Below are 18242 nucleotides of genomic sequence, written 5' to 3' on the forward strand. Positions count from 1 at the left end.
TTCTGTTTATCTGTTACGAGCCTGCGACTTCCATTGCAATGGAAGCGTAGATCCGCGATGCCTTCTCCAGCTCGGACACCGTCACCCACTCGTCGATTTTGTGAGCCACGCTGAAATCGCCCGGCCCGTATATCACTGACGGAATTCCCCGTTTGACGAAGTGGGTCATGTCGCAATTGGCCGTAAGGCCCGTTAGTTCGGGTCTGCGTCCGTATACCCGTTCGATCGCCGCGGAAGCGAGCTCGACCATCGGGTGATCAGGAGGGGTCTCCGACGCCACCCCTGTTGTCGGTACGAGCCGGTCGATGGAAACCCGGCCGTCCAGCGCGGGCAGACCGGCAATGATCTGCTCGATCTCCCGCAGAGCGTCATCTTCCGCTTCGCCGGGAATCAGCCGTCGGTCGATCAGCGCCTCGCAGCGGTCAGGAATCATTGACTCCTTGATTCCCCCGTTAATGACCGTGACGGACAGGGTCGACTGCCCCGTCAACGGATGGAGCCGCTTCGTCAGCTCCTGCTCGGCGAAGTCTTCAAGCGCCACAAGCGTACGCGCCATGAGGGACACGGCGTTGACGCCGAGGTGAGGCGTTGACGAATGGGCCGATACACCCTCGGCAGCCAGCACCGGGCGGATGCTGCCCCGGTGTGCGATCGCCAGGCTGCCGTCGGTCGCCTCGCCGATTACCGCCAGATCGCCATGCAGATCGTCCGGCAGCCTGCGGGCTCCGAGGCTCGCCGCCTCTTCATCCACGACCGCCGCAAGCACGATGTCCCCCGGTAGCTGCGCGCCGGATGCGGCAATCGCTTCAACAGCGGCCATCATGGCGGCCAAAGGCCCCTTCGCATCCATTACACCCCGGCCGTAGACCCGGTCGCCCTTGCGGAGCATGGTGAACGGATCGGAACTCCAACCTTCTCCGGCCGGCACGACATCCATATGCGTATTCAGAATAATCGTTCGCCCGCCGCCCGTCCCTCTCAGGCGGGCAATCACATTCGGCCTTCCCGGCTCGATCTCCTGAAGCTCGACTTCGCAGCCGGCTTCCCGCATAACTTTGGCAACATAAGCGGCCGCTTCTGCTTCCGTGCCGCTTGGGTTCACGCTCTGGAAGCGGATCAGATCGGCCAGCAGCTCGATTGTCCGCTCGGGGCGGATCATCGGCTCCATTGTGCGAAGGCCCTCACTCATAGCGATTTCACCATCCCGCCGTCCACCAGCAACGTCTGGCCCGTCACATAGCTCGCACTGTCCGAGCACAGGAACGCCACCACGCGGGCAAATTCATCCGGCTGCCCGTAACGTCCAAGCGGAATCTGCTTCTCGCTCTGGGCCTTTATCGCTTCAGGTTCAACCCCAGCCTTATCCGCCCGGATGCGGTCCAGGGAACGGACCCGGTCCGTGTCGATCCGGCCCGGAGCCACCGTATTCACCCGGATGCCGTACGGGGCAAGCTCCTCCGCCAGCGTCTTGCTGAGTCCAGCCACGCCTGTCCGCATCACATTGGAGAGCGTCAGCCCGGGGATAGGCTGCTTGACCGAGGACGAAGCCAGATTGACGATCGCACCGCCCTGTTCCTTCAAATGCGGAAGCGCATCACGGACGAGACGGACCACGCTCAGTACGTTAAGCTCATAGGCGTACTTCCAGTCTTCCTCTTTAAGCGACTCGAAGTTCCCGGCGGGAGGACCGCCCGCGTTGGTGACCAGAACGTGCAGCCCGCCAAAAGCGGAGACCGTTTCTTCCACGCAGCGGGACAGGTCGGAAGCGGAGCAGACGTCGGCCTGAAGCCCAAGCGCGGGCATTCCCGTTTCGGCGGTAATTTCCGCAGCTACGTCTTTAGCCTCCGCGCCATTTCGGCTGAACAGCGCCACCTTCGCCCCGCCGCGCGCCAATTCGAACGCGGCGGCGCGGCCGAGGCCCTTGCTTGCCGCCGCTACCAGCGCGGTCTTCCCTGCGAATTGTCCGCTCATGCGTTTACCCCCTTCGCTACGGTCAGCTCGCGCGGCAGCTTGGTCAGCACTTCGCAGCCGGTTTCCGTCACCAGAATCGTCTCGCTGAATCCAACGCCGTAGCGGTTCGGAACGCGGAGGGCCGGCGGAATATGGAACACCATGCCCGGCAGCAATACACGAGAGTCGTCCCGCTGGAGGCTCATAATATGGCCTTCTCCCCAGTCCGGCGCAAAAGCGACGCCGATCGAGTAACCGGTTCTTTTGCGGAACTGCTCGTACAGCCCGGCTCTCTCGATGGTTCCCCGGCAGGCTTCGTCCACCTCTCCGGCGGTAACGCCCGGCCGGATGACTTCAAGCGCGGCGTTCAAAGAAGCGATGCACACCTCGGTCACCCGCTTGATCTCATCAGTTGGCGTACCGGTATAGGCAGCCCGCATCAACGCGCCGTGGTACCTGTTGCGGGCGCCGGCCACTTCCAATAGAAGCGTCTCCCCGTCGCCAATGACCTTATGCCCCCATGCGGCATGCATATTTCCCGAACGGTAACCGGAGGAAATGAACGGCTCCATCCCCAAGTATTCGCCCCCGGCCAAAATCATGGCGGAGAACATGGCTGCGGCAGCCTCGTCCTCATTCACCCCGGCCCGGATCGCGTCAAGCCCGGCCTGCATCGAACGGTCCGCCACTGTGCAGGCTTCGCGAATGTAAGCAATTTCCGCCGGAGATTTGATGACTCTGAACGCCTCAACCGTTCCTTGAGCATCCGTAAGATTGAAATCGCCAAGCAGCTTCTCAAGCTTCTGATAGTTGCGGACAGGCAGGAACCAGGAGCCGGTCTCCAGACCGATCGCACCGGGAGCGATACCGATTTCTCTAACCGTATCAGCGGTCAGGGCAACCGGATCATTCGTGTCGTCATACGTTCTGACCTGGCTTTCAGGCAGCCAGCTGTAGGTTTGAACGTTGGAAAGCTCGCCTCTTCGAAGCACGAGCACCGGGTCGCCGGATACCGGAACGACCAGACATTGGTACATATAATAGCCCGGGCTCTGGTAGCCGGTCAGATAAAAAATATTTTCAGGGGTATGAATCAGCATGCCGCTGAGCCCCTTGAGTCCGAGCTCGCGTTGTACATTTTGAAGGCGGGACTGAAATTCATCCCTGGAAAATACCAATGATGTGCTGCTCAATATTGTCTACCTCTCTTCCTGGACTAATATTTTCAAGCCTGATAGCCGTAAGTGTCCATTCTTAAATCCTTTAAATACGGGTAAGAATAATTCCCGAATTCGTCGAGATCGATCTCAAGCACCTGCATGTCTTCGCACTTAAGGTCCCCTTCGAGCACAATCTCGCCAAGAGGGTTTGCTATTTTATTGTTGCCGAACATATACTGCTTGCCTATCGGGCCCGAGCCATTGACAGCAGCTACAAAACAAGTGTTTTCCAGCGCTCTCGACTGAAAATAAATATCCCATCTGTATTTCAGTTCTACGGAAAAGGCTGAAGGAATCACGATCAACTCCGCCCCTTGCAGCGCGAGCGTCCGAGCCGCCTCGGGAAACCCGGCATCGTAACAAATCAGGACGCCGAGTTTGCCGAAATCCATTTCAAACACGGAATATTGATTGCCGGGTTTGAAATACTCTTTCTCCTCTTCCCATAAGTGAACCTTGCTGTATGTTCCCGCGACGGCGCCGCTTCGGTCTATGATCACAGCGCTGTTGCAGAGAAAGTCCCCCTCACTCTGCTTCAAAGCCGTCGGGATCACCATGTTGATGCTGTGAGTGCGGGCGGCTTCCGCAAATGCCTGTACGGCAGATCCGTCAATATGCTGGGCCAGATCATGGTATCGGTGACCGATGACATCGGTATCGCAACCTGTGAGAAACAATTCCGGAAACACGATGAGATCAGCCCCTTGCCGGGCGGCTTCCCGAACAAAACGCAATCCTTTCTCCACATTGGCGGGAACGTCCATCACGACACTCTCAAACTGCACCAATGCAAGTTTAACTTTCCGCAAGATATCACCTCCTTTTGAGGGACTAATACTGGGTAATCTGGTTGAGGAACTGCGCCAGGCGGGGATGCTTGCCGGCTTCTTCCATCTTCGATGAAGGCAGGTCTTCGACAACCTTTCCCTGGTCCATAAAGATGATGCGGTCGCCTACCCGGCGCGCAAATTCCATTTCATGCGTAACGATGACGACGGTCATCCCATCTCTGGCGAGATCCGAGATAACGTCCAAAACCTCGGCCGTCATCTCGGGATCAAGCGCCGAGGTCGGCTCGTCGAACAACATCAGCTTCGGATTCATGGCAAGAGCCCGCGCAATCGCGATGCGCTGCTGCTGCCCTCCGGAAAGCTGTTCGGGATAATGCTCTGCCCGGTCTTTCAGACGTACCCTTTCCAGCAGCTGAGTCGCGCGCGACCGGACCTCCTGCTCTTTTTCGCCCCGCACCACTCTCGGAGCCAGCATAATATTCTGGATCGCGTTCAGATGCTGGAACAGATCGAACGATTGAAAAACCATGCCGATCTCCGCTCTTGCATGCCGCGATCCGCCCACATCCTGTCCGTTGTACAGGATCTGTCCGCCGTCGATGGGCTCAAGTCCCGCCATGCATCTCAGCAGCGTTGACTTGCCGGAACCGGAAGGTCCGATAATAACCACCCGCTCGCCCTCGCGGATATCGAGGGAGACCTCTTTCAGGATCGGATCACCATGGTATTGCTTGGACACCTGCTCGATTTGCAGCACAATATTCGACCTCCTTTCCGTTTTTCAATCTATAGGATTGACTTCCCGCGCTTCATCAGCGAGAACAGCCGGGGTTTGCGGGTCCGCGAACGGGTAATATCCATCCGCCGCTCCAGGTAAGACTGCACGAGCGTGAACAGCGCCGTAAAGGCAAGGTAATAAATGACGGCCGCGATCAGCGTATCCACATAATCGAAGTTGGCGCTGGCGGTCTGCTGAGCGGTTAGCAGCAGATCGGTATAGCCTACGACCGACGCCATCGCCGAGGTCTTCAGCATGCCGATAAACTGGTTGGCCGTCGGCGGCACGATAACGCGAAATGCCTGGGGAAGAACGACGTATCTCATCCGCTGCCAGCTGTTCATTCCGAGGGCGTTGGCGGCGCGATGCTGCCCTTTGCCCACAGAAGCGAGGCCGGAACGCACGATCTCCGCCATGTAAGCCGCCTCGTTAAGCGCGAGTGCGACGAATGCCGACTGGAACCCGGTCAGCCTGATTCCGAACTGGGGCAGCGCGGTGTACACAAAGATCAGCTGCACCAATACGGGAATACCGCGAAAAATCCAAATATACGAGGTTGCCAAGCCCTGCAGAAGCTTCCACTTTGACATTTTGGCAAGCGCAATAATGAATCCAAGAAGAACGGCGACAATCTGCGACACCAGCGTGAGCTTCATCGTATTCACGGCTCCATCCAGAAAAGCACGAGAACCGAGATACGCCCAAACGCCTTCCATAAATTCCATTTTCAAACCTCCTTATTACAGCTTCCGCCGGATTCAGGCGGGGGTAAAATGCGTTTACGTGAATCCAGCGGCTATGTTATACAGAGTGCTATATGTTACTTGAAATAACTCATTTCAGCCGGCAGATGGTACTTTTCCATCAATTGTTTATAGGTACCGTTATCAACGACTTTCTTCAGCGCGGTTTCAATTGCTGTCTTTGTTTCCGTGTCGCCCTTACGAACGGCGATTCCGATCTTCGTATCCGCACCGAAGGAGCCGGCGATTTCGAATACGCCCGGTTTCTCCTCTAGCAGGTAGGCCGCTCCGGGAGAAGAGTGAAGGAACGCGTCGGCGCGGCCCTGTTCGGTCGCAAGAACGGCGTCGTTGGCCGTCGGGAGCGCCAAAATTTTAATTTCCGGCTTGCCGGCCTGCTTCAGCTTAACGTTATGTTCGCGAACATTGATTTCCTCGACGGCTCCGCGTGTGACGGCGACCGTGAGATTGGACAGATCATCCATGCTTTTGACGCCTTTCGGGTTGCCGCTCTTCACAACGATCGAGTCCGCCAGTCCCATGTAAGGGATGAAGTCTACTTGCTCTTCCCGCTCGGGCTTGATATACATTGCGGAATTGATGATGTCTATCCGTTTGCCCTGCAGAGCCGGAATCAGACCGTCGAAGTTCATCGACTGGATCTTCACTTCTACGCCCATTTCCTTCGCAATCGCTTGTCCCAGCTCGATATCGAAGCCGGTGAATTCATTATTCACCATGTATTCGAAAGGAGGAAACGTAGCGGCCGTGCCATAAGTCAGGAACCCTTTTTCAACTAAAAAAGCTGGGGCCGCGGCGGATGCCGTCTCTTGCGGCTTGCTGCTTCCCGCTGGGGATGAGGCCTGCCCTCCGTTTGCACCGTTTGTTCCGGAGCACGCGCTCAGCAAGGCAATTACCGCTACTAACATCGCACAAACAAGCATCTTGGTGTTTTTCATCATTACGTTTATCTCTCCTCACTGTTCTCGTTGTTTTGCATTACACTTAGTACGACTTTCTGGGTCTTCCGATTGTGTTCGACGAGGAAGCGGCTTGCTTCCTCCGCTTGCTTGCGGGTCATGAGCTCCACCAGTCGGCGATGCTCGTTAAGGGAACCGTCAACCATTCCGGGCTGAATTAAAAGAATACGGCGGTAGCGCTCGCTCTGCTCCCATAGCCGTTCAATGATAGACAACAGGACCGGACGCTGCGCGAGATTGTAAATGAACATATGAAACTCGCGGTTGGCGGCCAGGATGGCTTCCGTATCGGGGCTGTGGTGGTTGGCCAGCTCCACCTGTTTTTGAATCATGTTGTTAAGAGAGGTGGCATCCTCCGGCTTAAGCAGCTCTGTCGCAAGCTGTACGGCCAATCCTTCCAGATTACAACGCACGAGATAAATATCTTCGAGATGCTGCGCCGACAATGGGGTAACCGTTGCGCCCCTGTGCGAATGCAGCAGTACCAGGTCCTGGGCCGCCAGCTTGTCCAGGGCGCTGCGGACCGGCATTTTGCTCACCCCGAGGCGGGCGGCGACAGCGTCTTGGTCGATTCGCTCCCCGGGCGCCAATTCGCCGGACAGCACCCACTGCTTCAGAATGGAGTACACATGCTCCGACGCGGTTACAAAGGTTGGAATTCTACTCAATCATTCAGCATCTCCTTTCGTAAAATTTCAAGATCAAAGATTTGATCAAATATCAACGATCAATGATGACCTGTGACATAGGTCACATTGTAAAGGCTGTTTCGACAAACTGTCAATAAAAATATCTCAAATTGTTAATATTTCTGTCATGAGGTCGAAATAACTAACATAGAGTCGAAAATATAGATATTTTGTCGATATTTCAGTTGCAAAATAGACTTTTATGTGACTATAATTACTGTGATCTTTGATCAAATATCAATTTTCCATCCATTTTCGCATCAAAACCTTTAGTTGCGTTAGATTTCATAACATCATTCTCTGCTCAAATCATCATTCTTCTGGTTTCTAGATCGTTCCAATTCCATCATGAGTCCATTCTGCCGAACAAGAAGAAACGGCTGCGCCATCCTCACATGAGGAGGGCATCCGTTTCTCGTAGAAATATAAGACCATTTATTAATGTGAAACTTATAAACCCTTATATTTTGAAAAAACGAGGTGTCAGCTATGCTTATTTCACAAATCGATGTGTTCAGATGCGACCTTACGCTCTCTCCTCCATTCACCCATTCCTCCTCCGGAACCGTCACTCACCTGAAAGAAGTCTATCTGAGGATTACGACCGATTCGGGCGCCACCGGCTGGAGCGAAGTTCGCGGAAACTGCGAATATGTTACTGGCGATACGCCCGAACGGGTGGCAGCCGTTCTTACCCATACACTGGGCCCTGCACTCCTCGGGAAGCCCGTTATGAACAGAAATAGGATCAATGCCCAGCTCGACAGGCTGATTAACGGAAACAGCGCGGCCCGCGCCGCGGTGGACATTGCGCTGCTTGATTTAGCTGGCAAACTGTTGAACGTTTCGGCAGCCGAGCTTCTGGGGGGACGGATGCGTGATTCCATCCCGAGCGACGCCACAATCGCTTTCGGCACACCGGATGAATCCGAGGAGCAGGCAGCCCGGTATTTGCATGACGGCTTTCGGACCATTAAGCTGAGAGTCGGCCCGGACCGTGCCGGGGACTTTGAACGGGTGCGGCGGGCCAGAGCCGTTATTGACTCGCTCGGACTTGGCAGAGAAGTCCTTCTGTGTGTCGATGCCAATCAGGGATGGACGCCCAAGCAAGCGTCCCTTCGCTTAAGGGACTTGGAAGCACTCGGCGTGGAATGGGTGGAGCAGCCCGTGCCCGCTGACGACTTCTCCGGTCTGAAACAGGTCAGGCAGCAGACCCGGGCCGCCGTTGTGGCCGACGAGAGCTGCCGTACCTGCCCGGATGTCGCCCGGATTGCCGCCGAGGGCGCAGCCGATATTGTCCACTTGAAGCTTGTAAAGGCCGGGTCTATTGCAAACCTGCTGCGGATGATGGCGGTCGCCGAATCCTTCGGCCTCCCGTATATGCTCGGGCAAATGGATGAGGGGCGGCTCGCTACCGCCGCCCTGCTGCAAATCGCGGCGGCTTCGCGCGCCAGCCACTTTGAAGTATGGGGATTTCAGCGGGTCCGTCCCGAAGATGATCCCGCCGGCGCGCTTACGGTATCGAACGGGGCTGTATCCGTTCCCGAGGGCTTCGGGCTGGGGGTCGCCGTCGATGAATCCCGCCTGACCCGGATTGTCAGTCTGTCCGCAGAGGCAATATAAAGGCATCTTGAATTGCGAATATAATAATATAGAAGCAAAACAGCAAGCCTTCGATCACCGGAAGCTTGCTGTTTGCTTTTACCTAGAATTGAAAATTATGCATCTATCTGAGTTAACGGGCGTATTCAATGATATACCTTTAACCGAAATCACATCCCTAAATATTGGAAGTAAGTTATCATATATAAAGGAGGTGCGTCTTTTGAACAGCTCAAGATTGATGAAGCTGCTGGGGCTTATTACCGGAGTTGTAATTCTGAATATTCTAATTTTGTCGCCGGGGTTATTGGGGGTGGAAATCGGAGGCGAAAGTGCTCTGGAGACAGCTTCGGGCGTAACCTTACTGGTTATTAGTCTGCTTGTGCTGCTGTACGGGAGCTATGTTTTACTTTTTAAACCTCCGGCCACGACGCCTGTGAAAGACATTAAAACGCATGAGGATTATATTGCCGCGCTTAACCATTACAGAAATTCAAAGGTGTTAAAGAAGGATATGGCTCACGCCCTGGATCAGTTGGATCGACTGGAGAAGAAGAAAACCACCTTGTCAGATATCCTTGGCCAAAGATTTGATCAGGCGGAGCTAAGCTACAAGAAGTTCCTTTCGGTCATTGATGAGGTCGGGCAGCTTTTTTACCTGAATATCAAGGGAATCCTGAATAAGCTTAGCGTATTCGATGCTTCAGAGCTCTCCGCTTTCACCAGTGAGCAGAAGCTCGCGCAGTTTTCTAATAAACTGGTTCAGGAAAAAACAGCTCTGCACAAGGAGTACATAACCTCCGTAACGGGATACCTTAGCGCAAATGAAGAAATTCTGCTGAAGCTAGACAAATTGCTGCTGGAGATCTCTCAATTAGACAGCACAGATTATCAAAATATTGAGAATATGCCGTGCATGCAGGAAATGGATGCATTGATCAAACAGACAAAGTTCTATAAGCAATGAAAGGGAGATGAGCATGGCTAAAAAAGGTAAAGCGTTTGTGGTGTTAGGAGTTATTGCAGCGGCCGTTTTTGTTCTTGTATATTTCGGGATCAGCTTAACCTCCAATTTAGGCAAAAGCCAGACACAGGTAACCTCGGAAGGGGCGGCCAAGCAGCTGGATAAACTGTACAAAAGCATTTCTGTAACCGCCGCGGCACCTTTAAAGGGTCAGATCGACCTTGATCCTGCATCTGTCGGCGACTCCTTGCCCGATATTTCCAAGTTCCCTATATCCGTAGCCAATACAACGGACAGCTTCGTAGAGATTTTCTCTTCTACTGAGAAGTCAGGAACCGGCGTTGATGGGTGGTTGAACGAAGTAGCGACAGATTTTAATAAATCCAACATTGTCGTAAATGGGAAGCCCATTTCTGTCAAAATCCGCAATATTGCTTCGGGAACAGCCGCAGATTACATAAAGTCGGGCAAATATGTTCCGGATGCCTTCACTCCTTCCAATGAGCTGTGGGGCGAAATGGTCAAAGCGCAAGGCATCCAAACCCAGCTTATCTCGAAGCGTCTTGCCGGCAATGTCGCCGGTATTGTAACAACCAAGAAAAAATATGATGAGCTGGTGAATAAGTACGGTGCTTTAAACATCAAGACGGTTACAGACGCTATTGCAAATAACGAGCTGGCTATGGGATACACCGATCCGTTCGCCAGTTCCACGGGCCTCAATTTTCTGGTGACCGCCCTTCAGACTTTTGACAGCTCGGATTTGCTTGGGGAAAAGGCGGTTCAAGGGTTTGAGCGCTTCCAGGCCAACGTCCCTTTTACTGCGTCCACAACTTTACAAATGCGTGATGCGGCTAAGTCCGGGATGCTCGACGCTTTTGTTCTGGAGTACCAAACCTATGTAAATGCACCGGATCTGAAGAGCGGCTACGTGTTCACTCCTTTTGGTGTAAGGCATGACAGTCCGCTGTACGCTTTGGGCAATTTGCCTCAAGATAAACTGGATATGATTAAGAAGTTTGCGGAGTTCGCGAAGCAGGATAAGTATCAGAAATTAGCTGCGGACAAAGGATTCAATGGTCTTCAAGATTACCGCTCCGAGCTTAACGCGGTTGACGGTACCCTCCTCTCCTCCGCACAAAAGCTATGGAAGGAAAAGAAGAATGGGAATAAACCGATCGCAGCGGTATTTGTAGCCGATGTATCCGGAAGTATGGATGGCGAGCCTCTCAACCGGTTAAAAGAGTCGTTATTAAAAGGTCAAAAGTACCTCGGTAGGGACAACAGCATTGGTTTGGTTTCTTACTCCAGTGAAGTTTCGGTCAACCTGCCCATTGGGAAGTACGACGCGAATCAGCAGTCTATGTTTGTCGGAGCGGTTAACAGCCTGCAAGCCGGCGGCGGCACAGCTACTTTTGACGGTATTGTGGTGGCCATGAAAATGCTTCAGGATGAGTTGAAGGTTAACCCTGATGTTAAACCTGTGATCTTTGTCTTAAGCGACGGGGAAACGAATGAAGGGCATTCGCTCGATGAGGTCAGAGGGTTAATTGAAACCTTCAAGATTCCGGTATACACGATTGGCTATAATGCGAACATCCAGGCGCTGCAAAGCATTTCAAGTATTAATGAGGCGGCCAGCATCAACGCGGATACAGATGATGTAGTGTATAAGATCGGTAATTTGCTCAACGTTCAAATGTAACTCTTATTCTTAGGAGGGGTTGCCATGTCATTTACAATGGAAGTCGTCAATCCAGAAAAGATCAAGTCGGCTATTGAAGAGCAGGTTAGGCCTGTGCCGGAGGAAGTCGCCCAGCTAAAGGAGCTGGCGGCAAGCAATGTCTCCACGATTCTCGAGCTGGATATCGATTCATTGGAGAAGCGGAAAGAGATCCTGCAATCCATAGATAGTTTTGGTATAAATACGATGCGGTCATCGTCGGAGAAAAGTTCTCTTTTGCAGGTGTCAGTGGGGAACCTGTCCAGAACAGGCGATGAAGGCGGCCAAGTCGCCAAAGGTTTAACCGAGCTGCAGCTCCAGTTGAAGGATTTGGACCCGAGTGTGGTGGATTTTGCCAAGAGCGGTCTTCTGGGAAAATTCTTTAACCCGCTGCGCAGTTACTTTGCCAAGTATCAGAAGGCGGATGCGGTCATTTCGGACATTATCACTTCTTTGGATAAGGGCAAGTCTGTACTAAAAAATGATAATACGACTTTGGAGTTTGAACAGCAGGCGCTGCGGGAGCTTACCAAAAAGCTGCAAAAGGAAATCCAGCTTGGCGTATTGATGGATGAAGAAATTGAGTCTCAGATTGAAGCGGCAAAATCACGCAATGAGTCGGAGGATAAAATCCGGTTCATTACCGAAGAGGTGCTGTTTCCGCTGCGTCAGCGTGTAATGGACCTGCAGCAAATGCAGGTAGTTAATCAACAGGGCATCATGGCAATCGAAGTTGTAATCCGAAATAACAAAGAGCTGATCCGCGGGGTGGACAGAGCCCGAAATGTAACAATTTCAGCCCTGAAAATCTCGGTTACCGTGGCCAGTGCGCTTTACAATCAACGGATCGTCTTGAAAAAGATTGAGCTTCTAAACCAAACCACCAACAGTCTGATAAGCGGCACCTCCAAAATGCTGAAAGATCAGGGCGCAGCGATCCATAAGCAGTCTCTGGAAACGAGTATTTCTTCGATAGACACTTTAAAACAGGCTTTCACCGACGTGCTGTCGGCTCTGGATTCCATCAGCACTTACAAGCAGGAGGCCCTCCCTAAAATGCGTGAAAGCATTAATCAGTTCAGAGAGCTGGCGGATACCGGAGAACAGCAGATACAGCGTCTGGAGAAAGGCCACAAGTTGGGCTTGTAGCAGACGTCCAAGTTGAGTACACCGAGACCGCCCGTCTAACGGGCGGTCTCGGTGTACTCAACGGGCTTAAGCCCTGAATAAAACAGCAAGCCTCCGTATACCGGAAGCTTGCTGTTTGTATTTTAGTCGCTGGCTGCTTGCCAAATCGTCCATTACAGAGCAAATACAGCGGTTACATTTTTATCTCAAACTTTCACGCATCGCACCCAGCACCAGGGTGTATCCATCAGGGTCTTTAATATATGCGTTCTTGAATTCCCAATTGCCGTGTGTGCCCAAAAAAGGCTCGATGGCAATATTGCCGCCATTTAGGCGCACCTCTTCAACCAAAAGCTCCAGCTCATTCCAATTTACATGGATAAAAGTGTCCCATCCATAATCGGGGCCTTCCCATTCGGTCGGATAATCCGGACGCTTTTGGGAGGGGGCGTTCGGCCGAACATCCTCAGGGGAAGCCGCCTGCTGCAAAATAACGATCATTCCGCCGCGCTCGGCATGCCCCCATTCATCAACCTTACACCCGAGAATATCACGGTAATATTCCTGTGACTTTGCTAGATCCGAAACTAAACGAACTTGAAATGTAAGTCCAAAACCCTCTTTCCGCCGGGCACTCTCGCTTCGCATTGGATTTGCCTCTGCCGTTTGTTCGTTCAAGATCTTTTTCTCCTTTCAAATGACGCTAAGATTGAGAATCCATTCTCATTATAGCCGGAATAACAGCTTCATGACAGGAATCTTTTTCAGCAGCAGTACAATCCATAGGGAAAGAATCAGCACGGCGGCTCCATAGATCTTTAAAATGAACAGGCAAGAATCCTGTTTAATCCACCCTTTTAATAAATATTTTGACCATAACATACAGAAGCGCCAAATGAAGTATAAGCCCAACGCCAAAATCCGCAATAGCAGTATAAGGTCTGCCTTCTTCTATAGCAAAAAACGCTTCAGCCGGCCAATACGTAGGAATCCATGCTCCCAGAAGCTGCCATGCACCTGGTACGAAATAAGCTGCCGCAGGCCCTGCTATAAGTAATCCGCCTATCTTGGCTAAAGCCAAGCCTTCCACCTTATTGGCCGCAAAAGCAGCAAGGAACAAGGCGAAGCAAGACGCTTCAATGGCTAGTAACAGGAGTATGAAGATCATTCCCAAATGAATTTCAGATAGTCCCGAGAAGATCAGATAGGAGGATGAAAGTAAGATACAGAGCACAGATGGTAAAATTAACCTGTACAGCATGTAGCCTCTGCGCATCAGCGGCGTAACTGCATAATAGGAAATGACATTTTCGTCTCGCTCATCAAGCATTAGCAGCCCGGTCATCATGCCGGTCAGCATTGGAATGGTCGACGCTAAGAAAATAGCGGTAAAGCTGCTGTACTTATATATATCAAGCGAATACCTGCTCATTAGCCAAACTGCGACAATCGGGAATAAATATCGCGAAACAACAAGAAGAGCCATGGGAGCAAAGAATCCTGCCATTAGTACGGGGTCCAGACCGGCATGGCGAATATCATGGATAAGAAGTGACCGGTATTTATTCATTCCCCCGCCCCTCCCCTACCCACGCTCATCAGAACATGGTGTTCACAGGACCGCTTTGCCCATATAAAGATTACAACATTCCAACTTAGCAGTATCCATATGGAATACAAATAATCGATGATCGATATAGCTGAAAATGCCCCATTCAGTAATCTTAGCGTCCCTTCGGTCGGCAGCGCCAGAAAGAGCTTGGAGTTCCATATTTTCAAATAACCAAGCAGCGGAAGCACAAACGGCAGCGCATAAGCCTGAGAAAGCAGAAGGAAGCTGTTAATGGTTTGACAGCGAGCCACTACTCCAATTGACAGAAGCGTCATAAAGGACGATGTCAAGACGATTCCAGCAGAGAATGCCAACGGAGATTCCGGAATTCCGCTTGCTGCCACGTGTATACCCCAAGCTGCCAACAAAGACAACACGGATAATGAACCTGCTTTTGAGAGCAAATATTCCCTGACACGAATGGGTGTGACAAATAAAGGATCATGGATACCCTGATCCTTCTCCAGCAGCACAATCCCTCCTGCCAGAATAAGACCGAGTGCACCAGGGTCGCTAAACGTTAACAATACGATTACATTCTCCCTGTATCCATCAGGAATAAAGTGCAGCAGCACCAAATAGAACGCACAGACAACGATATAGACCCAGTAGAAGCCATGGCGCCATTGAAAGCGGATATCAAAGGCAAATGCAGCCCTGAATCTCATGTCAGCTTCCTCCCGGTAACCTCAATGAATATTTGTTCCAGCGAAGCTTCCATTGAATGAATCGTTTCTATGGGATACTCCCGGATAAGCCGCAAAAATTGCTCATTCTCTCCTATACTGTCCAGAGGATATTCCACATGACTTATCCCGTTCAGATGGCGATACTCTATCCGCACACGCTTGTTTCCTTTTAGAAGCTTAAGTTCACGAGGAGAATCAATCAGCTTGATCTGACCGTCTACAATAAAAGCGACCCGGTCGCAGAGTTCCTCCGCGGCTTGCATGTTATGCGTGGTTATGATTACCGTTTTCCCATTTGCTTTCTTTTCCAGGATCAGATCCTTCATCCGCTTCGCATTGACGGGATCAAGCCCGGAAGTCGGTTCGTCCAAAAAGAGGATACTGGGGTCATTCAGGAGTGCTCTGCAGAAATTCAACCTCATCTTCATCCCCTTCGACAGCTGGGAAACCTTCATGTTGGTGGCATCCGCCAGATCGACCTGCTCCAAAAGACACATCGGTTCCTCTGTTCGTCCAGCATAGAGTGACCGAAAAAGCTTCAGGTTTTCCATTGCCGTAAATTTCGAATAGAAATTCGGAAATTCGAAGGCTACTCCAATTTGCTCGAAATATTCCGGCCCGGTATTCCTTATTTCTGTGCCCATAACCCTAACACTGCCCAGATAATTTTTTAAGACTCCAATTAATATCTTTTGCGTTGTGCTTTTGCCCGCCCCTGATGGACCCAGAAATCCAAATACTTCCCCTTGCGGTATCGTGAAGTCAAGTCCGCAAAGTGCAGGCTCCTGCTGGCCGGGATAGGTATAATAAAGGTCCTCTACCTGAATCATGACATCTCCCCCATATCATTTGGGATGAAAATCCTTAACCAATTAGCAGTTTTTCTTCCGGATAGCGATATTTTTGCTTCTTATTTCGCTGTGCCAGCGCAAAAGCCAAGGTTAATGGGCCAAGTCTGCCAATGAACATGGTAATAATAATGACCAATTTACCCAAGGGTGAAAGTTCAGGGGTTAAGCCCATAGACATCCCTACCGTTCCGAATGCGGATGTTGCTTCAAATAGCAGCCACTAAAAAGTCTCTATGCAGTCGATATTCTGTAATCGTTAGGAGAAATGCAGCTCCAATTACTACTCCCACAGAAATAGTCATAACTGTCAGCGCTCTGAAAATCATTTTTTGAGATATGCGTTTTTTTAAAAGCTGCACATCTTCGTTCCCCTTCACTGTTGCCATAATGCTTAAAACCAGTACAGCGAAGGTACTTGTTTTGATGCCTCCACCCGTCGACCCGGAGGATGCACCGATAAACATTAAAAAAATCATGAAAAACTGGGAAGCCGGCATCATACCGGCAATGTCAATCGAATTGAATCCGGCCGTCCGAGTAACTACACCCTGAAAATATCCGGCCCAGAGTCGTTCGGTCCACGATAGCCCGCCAAACGTTCTGGTATTAAAGAGTTCAATTACGAATATTACCAGAAAGCTAACTAAACAAAGGAGTCCGGATGTAATTACAACTACTTTTGAATGAAAGGCAAGGTCTCTCCACCGTCTCTTTCGGTAAAGATCCAGAATCACAGTAAACCCGATGCCCCCGATGATAAATAGAGAAGAGATTACCAGGTTAATTAATGGATCTCCAACATAGCGGCTCAAGCTATCGGGCCACAACGCAAATCCCGCATTATTAAATGCTGAAACAGCATGAAATATCCCGTAGTAGATCGCCCTTGTCAGTCCTAGTTCATCTGCCCATCGAATGGTTAACAATGCGGCTCCAAGAGTCTCAACAATAAAAGCAATAAGGAAGATGCTAAGTGATAAACGGACAACCCCTTGCGTAGTAACTGAGTTCGCAGATTCCTGGATGAGCAGGCGCTCTTTTAATCCAATCCTTCTCCCCATCACAACTGCGATTAGCACACCAAATGTCATAAATCCCAATCCGCCAATTTGAATTAAACATAAGATAGCGATTTGTCCAAAGTTAGAGAAGGCCGTACCCGTATCGAGAACAATCAATCCAGTTACGCATACGGCTGAAGTCGAGGTAAACCATGCGTTCAGCCAACCCACACTATTCCCCGTTGAAGATGATATCGGCAAAGCAAGTAATAAAGCACCTAAAAATATTGGAATAGCAAAACCCAGCAGAATAATCCTTGAGGAAGTCAAGGTGAAATTTCTGAAAAATGGCGGCAAACCTTTTAACAACATATCCATAGCTCCTGTAGATTTCACATTCAATTTTTGGATTGCATTCCTTTGTTTCGCTCCAATACCGGCTTCATATCATCCTGAATACTGTTCTCCCATAGCTTAACACCCGAACGGTAGGCGGCTCTCCCGTTTAAATGTCCTGCTACCGGTGATGTGATGAAGACAAACACAATGGCGATAAGCAGCTTGAAGCTGACAACCTCCACATAGAACATCATGTAAAGAAAGGCCCCCGCCAGAACACAAAGCACGCCGAGGGTCGCACTCTTGGTTGCCGCGTGCGAGCGTAAATATACATCCGGCAGACGGACCAATCCAAACGCGCTTAGCCCGCAGAACAGAGCGCCAAACAGCACCAGAACGGCGATAAGCAGTTCACCGGCCATGTTCATCATCTCCGCGTTCAATCACAACACCTCTTTCGATATATCTGGCCAAAGCCGTTGTTCCTATAAATGCCAGAATGCCTATGACAAGAATAATCTCGATAAAATCCTGTGTCCTCAGCAGCATGCCTATTACCGCAATCATAGCAAGAAGATTAATGCCTATCGTGTCGAGTGCGGCAATCCGGTCGGGACGGGTCGGGCCTTTGATCAAGCGGTATGTGCAGGCTAATATGGCTAATGAGAGAATGACCAGCGCAGCCGTCAGAAGGGCTGAAACCATTACCGCGTCACCTCCCTGATCGCTTTTTCAAATGTGCCTCTAATTTGCTCGGAGAGCAGGTCCGCGTCCTCTATATCCATTGCATGGATATAGAGGGTCTGCCCGCTCCCGGATACTTCGAGGGTCAGCGTTCCCGGTGTCAGACAAATCAGGCATGAGAGAAGGGTGATCTCCCAATCCGATGCAAGGCTGGTCTGATATGCAAAGATTCCAGGACGAATGGTCAGCTTCGGACGAAGAATATGCCTCATGACCGTAAAGCTGGATACGGTTAACTCCCGCATGAACAGCAGGAGCAATTTCAGAATGGCCCACACCCGCTTAAGGTAGAAGGGTTCGAACCAAAACCTCCGCAGCAGCAGCAGTACGGCAGCGCCCAGCAGCAATCCCATCGTGAAACGGGAACCAGACCAATCATTATTAAGCAGCATCCACAGGAAGGCAATCATCAGGTTGAGTACAAATTGCAAGGCCATCTTC

The 18242-nt window shown here is 51.2% G+C and carries 21 protein-coding genes; 4 read left to right on the plus strand and 17 right to left on the minus strand.

The features are described from left to right. Positions 1 to 13 precede the first annotated feature (13 nt). From PUR_RS22775 to PUR_RS22810, 8 genes are all read right to left on the minus strand, one after another. The gene (locus PUR_RS22775) at positions 14 to 1189 is read right to left on the minus strand and encodes a M20 family metallopeptidase (RefSeq protein ID WP_179037221.1); all 1176 of its coding nucleotides are present in this window, start codon (positions 1187 to 1189) and stop codon (positions 14 to 16) included. Further along, a complete protein-coding gene (locus tag PUR_RS22780; RefSeq protein ID WP_179037222.1) occupies positions 1186 to 1971 on the minus strand; it encodes an SDR family oxidoreductase in 786 nt (261 codons plus the stop codon). The genes PUR_RS22775 and PUR_RS22780 overlap by 4 nt, the downstream gene beginning before the upstream one ends. Beyond that, the gene (locus PUR_RS22785) at positions 1968 to 3143 is read right to left on the minus strand and encodes a M24 family metallopeptidase (RefSeq protein WP_197970109.1); all 1176 of its coding nucleotides are present in this window, start codon (positions 3141 to 3143) and stop codon (positions 1968 to 1970) included. The genes PUR_RS22780 and PUR_RS22785 overlap by 4 nt, the downstream gene beginning before the upstream one ends. A gap of 32 nt (positions 3144 to 3175) precedes the next feature. Beyond that, positions 3176 to 3979 (minus strand): nitrilase-related carbon-nitrogen hydrolase, encoded by an 804-nt coding sequence (locus PUR_RS22790; protein WP_179037223.1) that lies wholly within the window; start codon positions 3977 to 3979, stop codon positions 3176 to 3178. A 22-nt stretch (positions 3980 to 4001) separates the two neighbouring features. Then, the gene (locus PUR_RS22795) at positions 4002 to 4718 is read right to left on the minus strand and encodes an amino acid ABC transporter ATP-binding protein (protein WP_179037224.1); all 717 of its coding nucleotides are present in this window, start codon (positions 4716 to 4718) and stop codon (positions 4002 to 4004) included. Between the two features lie 29 nt (positions 4719 to 4747). After that, on the minus strand, positions 4748 to 5464 hold the full coding sequence (locus PUR_RS22800) for an amino acid ABC transporter permease (RefSeq protein ID WP_124697114.1): 717 nt from the start codon (positions 5462 to 5464) through the stop codon (positions 4748 to 4750). A 95-nt stretch (positions 5465 to 5559) separates the two neighbouring features. Beyond that, positions 5560 to 6441, minus strand: coding sequence for an ABC transporter substrate-binding protein (locus PUR_RS22805; protein WP_197970110.1), 882 nt, complete (start codon positions 6439 to 6441; stop codon positions 5560 to 5562). 5 nt (positions 6442 to 6446) lie between these two features. Continuing rightward, entirely contained in the window at positions 6447 to 7127 is a 681-nt protein-coding gene (locus PUR_RS22810) for a GntR family transcriptional regulator (RefSeq protein ID WP_179037225.1), read from the minus strand. 510 nt (positions 7128 to 7637) lie between these two features. Here PUR_RS22810 and PUR_RS22815 point away from each other — a divergent pair. From PUR_RS22815 to PUR_RS22830, 4 genes are read left to right on the plus strand one after another with little or no spacing between them, the layout of a single operon-like run. Then, positions 7638 to 8771, plus strand: a complete 1134-nt coding sequence (locus PUR_RS22815; protein ID WP_179037226.1) for a mandelate racemase/muconate lactonizing enzyme family protein — start codon at positions 7638 to 7640, stop codon at positions 8769 to 8771. A 7-nt stretch (positions 8772 to 8778) separates the two neighbouring features. Beyond that, a complete protein-coding gene (locus PUR_RS22820; protein WP_332107919.1) occupies positions 8779 to 9717 on the plus strand; it encodes a hypothetical protein in 939 nt (312 codons plus the stop codon). A 13-nt stretch (positions 9718 to 9730) separates the two neighbouring features. Beyond that, positions 9731 to 11419 carry a vWA domain-containing protein gene (locus PUR_RS22825; RefSeq protein ID WP_179037227.1) on the plus strand — a complete coding sequence of 563 codons (1689 nt, stop codon included), beginning with the start codon at positions 9731 to 9733 and terminating at the stop codon, positions 11417 to 11419. Between the two features lie 24 nt (positions 11420 to 11443). Then, complete coding sequence (locus PUR_RS22830; protein WP_179037228.1) at positions 11444 to 12586, plus strand: toxic anion resistance protein; 1143 nt, start codon at positions 11444 to 11446, stop codon at positions 12584 to 12586. Between the two features lie 180 nt (positions 12587 to 12766). Here the strand turns inward: PUR_RS22830 and PUR_RS22835 are convergent, their stop codons facing one another. The 9 genes from PUR_RS22835 to PUR_RS22870 form a co-directional block, all read right to left on the minus strand. After that, complete coding sequence (locus PUR_RS22835) at positions 12767 to 13243, minus strand: VOC family protein (RefSeq protein WP_179037229.1); 477 nt, start codon at positions 13241 to 13243, stop codon at positions 12767 to 12769. A 166-nt stretch (positions 13244 to 13409) separates the two neighbouring features. Beyond that, on the minus strand, positions 13410 to 14135 hold the full coding sequence (locus PUR_RS22840; protein WP_179037230.1) for a hypothetical protein: 726 nt from the start codon (positions 14133 to 14135) through the stop codon (positions 13410 to 13412). After that, positions 14132 to 14845 carry a fluoroquinolone export ABC transporter permease subunit gene (locus PUR_RS22845; RefSeq protein WP_179037231.1) on the minus strand — a complete coding sequence of 238 codons (714 nt, stop codon included), beginning with the start codon at positions 14843 to 14845 and terminating at the stop codon, positions 14132 to 14134. Before PUR_RS22845 ends, PUR_RS22840 begins: the two co-directional genes overlap by 4 nt. After that, entirely contained in the window at positions 14842 to 15696 is an 855-nt protein-coding gene (locus PUR_RS22850; protein ID WP_179037232.1) for an ABC transporter ATP-binding protein, read from the minus strand. Before PUR_RS22850 ends, PUR_RS22845 begins: the two co-directional genes overlap by 4 nt. A 34-nt stretch (positions 15697 to 15730) precedes the next feature. Continuing rightward, positions 15731 to 15895, minus strand: a complete 165-nt coding sequence (locus tag PUR_RS26335; protein ID WP_269474684.1) for a hypothetical protein — start codon at positions 15893 to 15895, stop codon at positions 15731 to 15733. Between the two features lie 28 nt (positions 15896 to 15923). Beyond that, positions 15924 to 17090, minus strand: a complete 1167-nt coding sequence (locus PUR_RS22855) for a TrkH family potassium uptake protein (protein WP_269474685.1) — start codon at positions 17088 to 17090, stop codon at positions 15924 to 15926. A 26-nt stretch (positions 17091 to 17116) separates the two neighbouring features. Further along, a complete protein-coding gene (gene mnhG / locus PUR_RS22860; protein WP_179038040.1) occupies positions 17117 to 17485 on the minus strand; it encodes a monovalent cation/H(+) antiporter subunit G in 369 nt (122 codons plus the stop codon). Further along, positions 17469 to 17762: a Na(+)/H(+) antiporter subunit F1 gene (locus PUR_RS22865; RefSeq protein WP_179037233.1), complete on the minus strand. Its 294-nt coding sequence runs from the start codon at positions 17760 to 17762 to the stop codon at positions 17469 to 17471. The genes mnhG and PUR_RS22865 overlap by 17 nt, the downstream gene beginning before the upstream one ends. Further along, positions 17762 to 18238 carry a Na+/H+ antiporter subunit E gene (locus tag PUR_RS22870; protein WP_179037234.1) on the minus strand — a complete coding sequence of 159 codons (477 nt, stop codon included), beginning with the start codon at positions 18236 to 18238 and terminating at the stop codon, positions 17762 to 17764. Before PUR_RS22870 ends, PUR_RS22865 begins: the two co-directional genes overlap by 1 nt. Between the last annotated feature and the right edge of the window lie 4 nt (positions 18239 to 18242).

The organism is Paenibacillus sp. URB8-2 (assembly GCF_013393385.1).
In the GTDB taxonomy this organism is placed as follows: Bacteria; Bacillota; Bacilli; order Paenibacillales; family Paenibacillaceae; genus Paenibacillus_AQ.